Origin of the sequence: Phocaeicola sp. RTP21198st1_B8_RTP21198_201120, from assembly GCF_040929485.1 — a bacterium.
GTDB classification, from domain to species: Bacteria; Bacteroidota; Bacteroidia; order Bacteroidales; family Bacteroidaceae; genus Phocaeicola; species Phocaeicola dorei.
Genome location: NZ_JBCOCI010000012.1, coordinates 51,527 through 56,671, shown reverse-complemented (window position 1 = coordinate 56,671; position 5,145 = coordinate 51,527). Strand labels below are relative to the sequence as shown.

Below are 5,145 nucleotides of genomic sequence, written 5' to 3'. Positions count from 1 at the left end.
GGCAAAACCTGTCGGATCTATGACTCAATATGATAAAATGCGTGTTGGCCGTGGAGAAAATAAAAAGTATTTGCATTATGGAGAAATCGTTCCATTGGCAACTTTGGACGACATTGTTTTTGGTGCATGGGATGTTTATCCTGCTAATGCTTATGAATCAGCTGTAAATGCTGAAGTTTTACAAGAAAAAGACATTCTTCCTGTAAAGGAAGAACTGGAAAAGATAGTTCCGATGAAAGCTGCTTTCGATCACAACTATGCTAGTCGTTTGGATGGCGATAATGTGAAAGATTGCAAGAATCGTTGGGATATGGTAGAACAGCTGCGTGAAGATATCCGCAATTTCAAAGCTGAAAATAATTGCGACCGTATCGTAGTTCTTTGGGCTGCTTCTACAGAAATCTATGTACCTGTTGAAGAAAAAGTACACGGAACCTTGGCAGCATTGGAGCAAGCGATGAAAGAGGATGATAAGGAACACATTGCTCCGTCTATGTGCTATGCTTATGCAGCGCTGTCAGAAGGTTGCCCTTTCATCATGGGAGCTCCTAATACTACAGTTGATATCCCGGCTATGTGGGAATTGGCTGAAAAAACGAAGATGCCTATTGCTGGTAAGGACTTCAAAACAGGCCAGACATTGGTTAAGTCAGGCTTCGCTCCGATTATCGGAACCCGTTGCTTAGGCTTGTCCGGCTGGTTTTCTACAAATATCTTAGGTAATCGTGATGGTTTGGTGTTGGACGAACCGGCTAACTTCCGTACTAAAGAAGTCAGCAAGCTGTCTACTTTGGAGTCGATTCTTGTACCCGAAGACCAGCCTGATTTATATACAGATTATTATCACAAAGTACGTATCAATTACTATCCCCCTCGTAATGACAGTAAGGAAGGTTGGGATAATATCGATATCTTCGGATGGATGGGCTACCCCATGCAGATTAAGATTAATTTCCTTTGCCGTGATTCAATTTTGGCTGCTCCTTTATGTTTGGATTTAGTATTATTGAGTGACTTGGCTGCACGTGCAGGACGTTTTGGTATACAGCGTTTCTTGAGTTTCTTCTTGAAGAGCCCGATGCATGATTATACAGAAAATGAAATACCTGTCAACCATCTCTTCCAGCAGTATGCTATCTTGAAGAATGCTATTCGCGAAATGGGTGGTTATGAAGCTGATCAGGAAATTGATTAATTTATAACAGACTGTTTTTATTCAGGCGCGGATTGCGCGGATTTTACGGTTTCTCTTTATAAAAGACCGTATCAATCCGTGAAATCCGCGCCTTATTTTTTATTTTTCTGCCATAATTACTTGCTGTCTGCTCGGGAATTTGTAATTTTGTCATATAATAAAATGAATATGGTCAGGTCAGAAATACAAAATGTTAAACTCAGATTTGGTATTATTGGTAATGCTGAAGGATTGAACCGTGCCATAGACGTGGCTATTCAGGTGGCGCCCACAGATTTATCAGTATTGATCACCGGTGAAAGTGGTGTGGGAAAGGAAAATTTTCCGCAGATCATCCATCAGTTCAGCCGTCGGAAACATGGACAGTATATAGCCGTGAATTGTGGAGCTATACCTGAAGGTACAATAGATTCAGAACTTTTCGGACATGAGAAAGGTGCTTTTACAGGAGCTATCAGTGACCGTAACGGTTATTTTGCCGAAGCCAATGGTGGAACTATTTTTCTGGATGAGGTGGGAGAGTTACCTCTTGCTACGCAGGCGCGTCTGCTACGTGTGCTCGAGAGTGGTGAATTCATTAAAGTAGGTTCATCCAAAGTACAAAAGACGGATGTACGTATTGTTGCCGCTACCAATGTAAATCTGACGGAAGCCATTGCCGAAGGCCGTTTCCGCGAGGATTTATATTATCGTCTGAACACTGTGCCTATCAAGATACCACCTCTGCGCGAACGTGGAGATGATATAACATTACTTTTCCGCAAATTTGCATCGGATTTTGCTGAGAAGTACCGTATGCCGGCCATTCAGCTGACAGAAGATGCAAAAGCCTTGTTGTTGGCTTACCCATGGCCCGGTAATGTACGCCAGTTGAAGAATATTACAGAACAGATATCTATTATTGAAACCAATCGCGACATTACGGCGGAAATTTTGAGAAATTATTTACCGGAACAACGTGTAAACTCCGGTTTACCCGCTTTATTTGGTGTGAAAGCAAGTGCGGGGAAGGCTTTTGAAAGTGAGCGCGAGATTCTGTATCAGGTGCTGTTTGATATGCGGCGTGATGTAACTGAGTTGAAGAAATTGGTAAACACCTTGATGTCGGAACGTGGAGCGCAACCTGTTCCGCCACCGGCTACTACAGCAGTTTCTTATTATCAAGAACCTCAACGGAATTTGGTCGCTACAGTAGTGCCTGCTACACCTACCATTATCTCTGCCGCTAAATCCGTGCATCCTGTAGTAGATGATATTCAGGACACGGAGGAATTTGTGGAAGAAGCGACACTGTCATTGGATGAAGTGGAAAAAGAAATGATACGTAAGGCGCTCGACCGTCATCATGGAAAACGAAAGAATGCGGCAAAAGATTTGAATATTTCAGAGCGCACACTTTATAGAAAAATAAAAGAATATGGTTTGGATTAAACAATTGAAAGTAGTTGGTGTGTTGATGGTACTGGCGGGAATAGTAACTGCTTGTTCCATCTCTTATAAGTTTAACGGATCGTCTATAGACTATACTAAGGTAAAGACTATTTCGTTCGAAAACTTCCCGAACCGTTCGGCAGGTTTTGTGTGGGGACCGATGGAGAGCATGTTCAATACGGCATTGCAGGATATTTATATGCAGCAGACCCGGTTGAAGCAAGCCAAGCGTGGAGGTGACCTGCAATTGTCAGGGGAAATAACCAATTATGATGCTTTGAATAAAGGAATTGGTTCTGACGGTTATTCCAGCATGGTGGAATTGCGTATGACGGTTAGGGTGAACTTTGTCAACAATTCCAATCCGACAGAGAATATGAATGGTCAACAATTCTCGGCTAGCCGAGAATACAACGCTAATCAGCAGTTGAGTGCTGTACAGGATGAATTAGTAACCCAGATGATTAAAGAAATTGTAGAGCAAATATTCAATGCTACCGTGGCAAACTGGTAGTGAGCCCTTTTCCGTCATGACACAACAGCAATTATATGAATGGATAACCCATCCTGAATTATTAAATCGGGATACACTATACGAGCTGCGTACGTTGCTTGCGCGTTATCCGTATTTTCAGACGGTGAGGTTGCTTTATCTGAAGAATCTGTTTTTACTGCATGATATAACATTCGGTGAAGAATTGCGTAAGGCTGCATTGTATGTGGCCGATCGCAAAGTTCTTTTTTATCTGATAGAAGGGGAGCGTTTTATCATTTCTCCTCTTGACAAGCAAGAGAAGCCTAAGGAGGAAGGCGGATTGGACCGTACTCTTTCATTGATAGATGCTTTTCTGTCTTCTTTACCCGAGGACTCTGCTGCCGTGGAGTTACCTATGGATGTAACAGCCGATTATACTTCTTTCTTATTACATGAAGAAGAGCATCCGTCCGATGATGGTATTCCTCGGATGAAAGGCCAGAGTCTGATAGATGATTTCATTGAAAAGTCTGCAGAGGAACCTTTATTACCTCAATTAGGGATAAAAGAGGAAGTGCCGGTGAAAAAGGAAATGCCCGAAGAGGATGAACCGGAAGCGGAGGAAGATATAGAAGATGAAAGCTATTTTACCGAAACATTGGCCAAAATATACGTTAAACAGCAAAGATATTCTAAGGCTCTGGAAATTATTAAAAAATTAAATTTGAAATATCCAAAAAAAAACGCTTACTTTGCAGACCAAATAAGATTTTTGGAGAAATTGATTATTAACACTAAATCAAAATAAAGAAAATGTATTTATTACTTATTGGATTAATTGTGCTTGCAGCTCTTTTGATGTGTTTCGTCGTACTGATTCAGAATTCAAAAGGAGGTGGTTTGGCTTCTAGTTTTGCTTCTTCAAATCAAATTATGGGAGTTCGTAAGACTACGGATTTTATTGAGAAATTAACATGGGGATTAGCTGCTTTTATGGTAGCATGTAGCGTGCTTACCGCTTATTTTGTTCCTACTGCTCATACAGATTCTTCTATCATCATGGAAGAAGCGGTGAAAGAGGGAGCTACCAATCCGTTGAATGCACCTTCAGGTTTTGCTGCTCCGCAGACAAATGATGCTGCAGAGACTCCTGCTCCGGGTGATTCGGCACAGTAATTAAAGAGAGCATTTTCCTTAATAAGGATAGGCGTTCTGTTTTATCAGTGAAACAGAGCGCTTTTTTGTTTTAAGATATTTTGCTTTGATAAGTATGCTTTTGTGCTTACTTTTGTTCTGGAATATGTTAGTTTAAAAATAATAAAAGAATCATGTTGAAATTCATATCATGGAATGTAAATAGCTTGCGAGCTTGTTACGATAAAGGTTTTGCTGATGCTTTCAATCGTTTGGAAGCTGATTTTTTCTGTTTACAGGAAACAAAGATGCAAGAAGGACAACTGGATGTACAATTTGAAGGGTATCAGTCCTATTGGAATTATGCTGAAAAGAAAGGATATTCGGGTACTGCTATTTTTTCTAAAGTAAAGCCATTGTCCGTTACATACGGTTTAGGCATTGAAGAGCACGATCACGAAGGCCGTGTAATTACGCTTGAACTGGAATCGTATTATCTGATAACTGTTTATACTCCTAATTCGCAGGAAGAATTGCGACGCTTGGATTATAGAATGAAATGGGATGATGATTTCCGTGCTTATTTGAAGAAATTGGAAGAGAAAAAACCGGTAATTGTGTGTGGTGATTTGAATGTAGCACATAAGGAGATAGATTTGAAGAATCCTAAAACGAATCGGAAAAATGCAGGTTTCACTGATGAAGAGCGTGCAAAGTTCACTACTTTGCTTGAATCAGGTTTTACGGATACATTCCGCTATTTCTATCCGGAGCAAGAGGGAATTTACTCATGGTGGTCCTATCGTTTCAAAGCCCGTGAGAAGAATGCGGGTTGGCGTATTGATTATTTTCTCACTTCCGATTCGTTGAAGGATAAATTGAGAGGTGCTCAGATTCATACTGACATCTT

General features: G+C 40.8%; 6 protein-coding genes. All 6 read left to right on the top strand.

Features of this window, described 5'->3' with window-relative positions; translation table 11 throughout:
• The coding region (locus AB5935_RS07745) for an inositol-3-phosphate synthase (RefSeq protein WP_368327385.1) at positions 1–1,195 on the top strand (1,195 nt) is incomplete at its 5' end.
• Positions 1,196–1,363: 168 nt separating this feature from the next.
• The gene (locus AB5935_RS07740) at positions 1,364–2,626 is read left to right on the top strand and encodes a sigma-54 interaction domain-containing protein (RefSeq protein WP_007842724.1); all 1,263 of its coding nucleotides are present in this window, start codon (positions 1,364–1,366) and stop codon (positions 2,624–2,626) included.
• Complete coding sequence (locus AB5935_RS07735; RefSeq protein ID WP_007837880.1) at positions 2,613–3,140, top strand: LptE family protein; 528 nt, start codon at positions 2,613–2,615, stop codon at positions 3,138–3,140. The genes AB5935_RS07740 and AB5935_RS07735 overlap by 14 nt, the downstream gene beginning before the upstream one ends.
• 16 nt (positions 3,141–3,156) lie before the next feature.
• On the top strand, positions 3,157–3,909 hold the full coding sequence (locus AB5935_RS07730) for a hypothetical protein (protein ID WP_008652565.1): 753 nt from the start codon (positions 3,157–3,159) through the stop codon (positions 3,907–3,909).
• 5 nt (positions 3,910–3,914) lie between these two features.
• Positions 3,915–4,277, top strand: coding sequence for a preprotein translocase subunit SecG (gene secG, locus AB5935_RS07725; protein ID WP_007837888.1), 363 nt, complete (start codon positions 3,915–3,917; stop codon positions 4,275–4,277).
• A gap of 152 nt (positions 4,278–4,429) precedes the next feature.
• Positions 4,430–5,145 (top strand): exodeoxyribonuclease III (gene xth, locus AB5935_RS07720; RefSeq protein ID WP_368327384.1); only part of this gene is annotated, 716 nt, incomplete at its 3' end.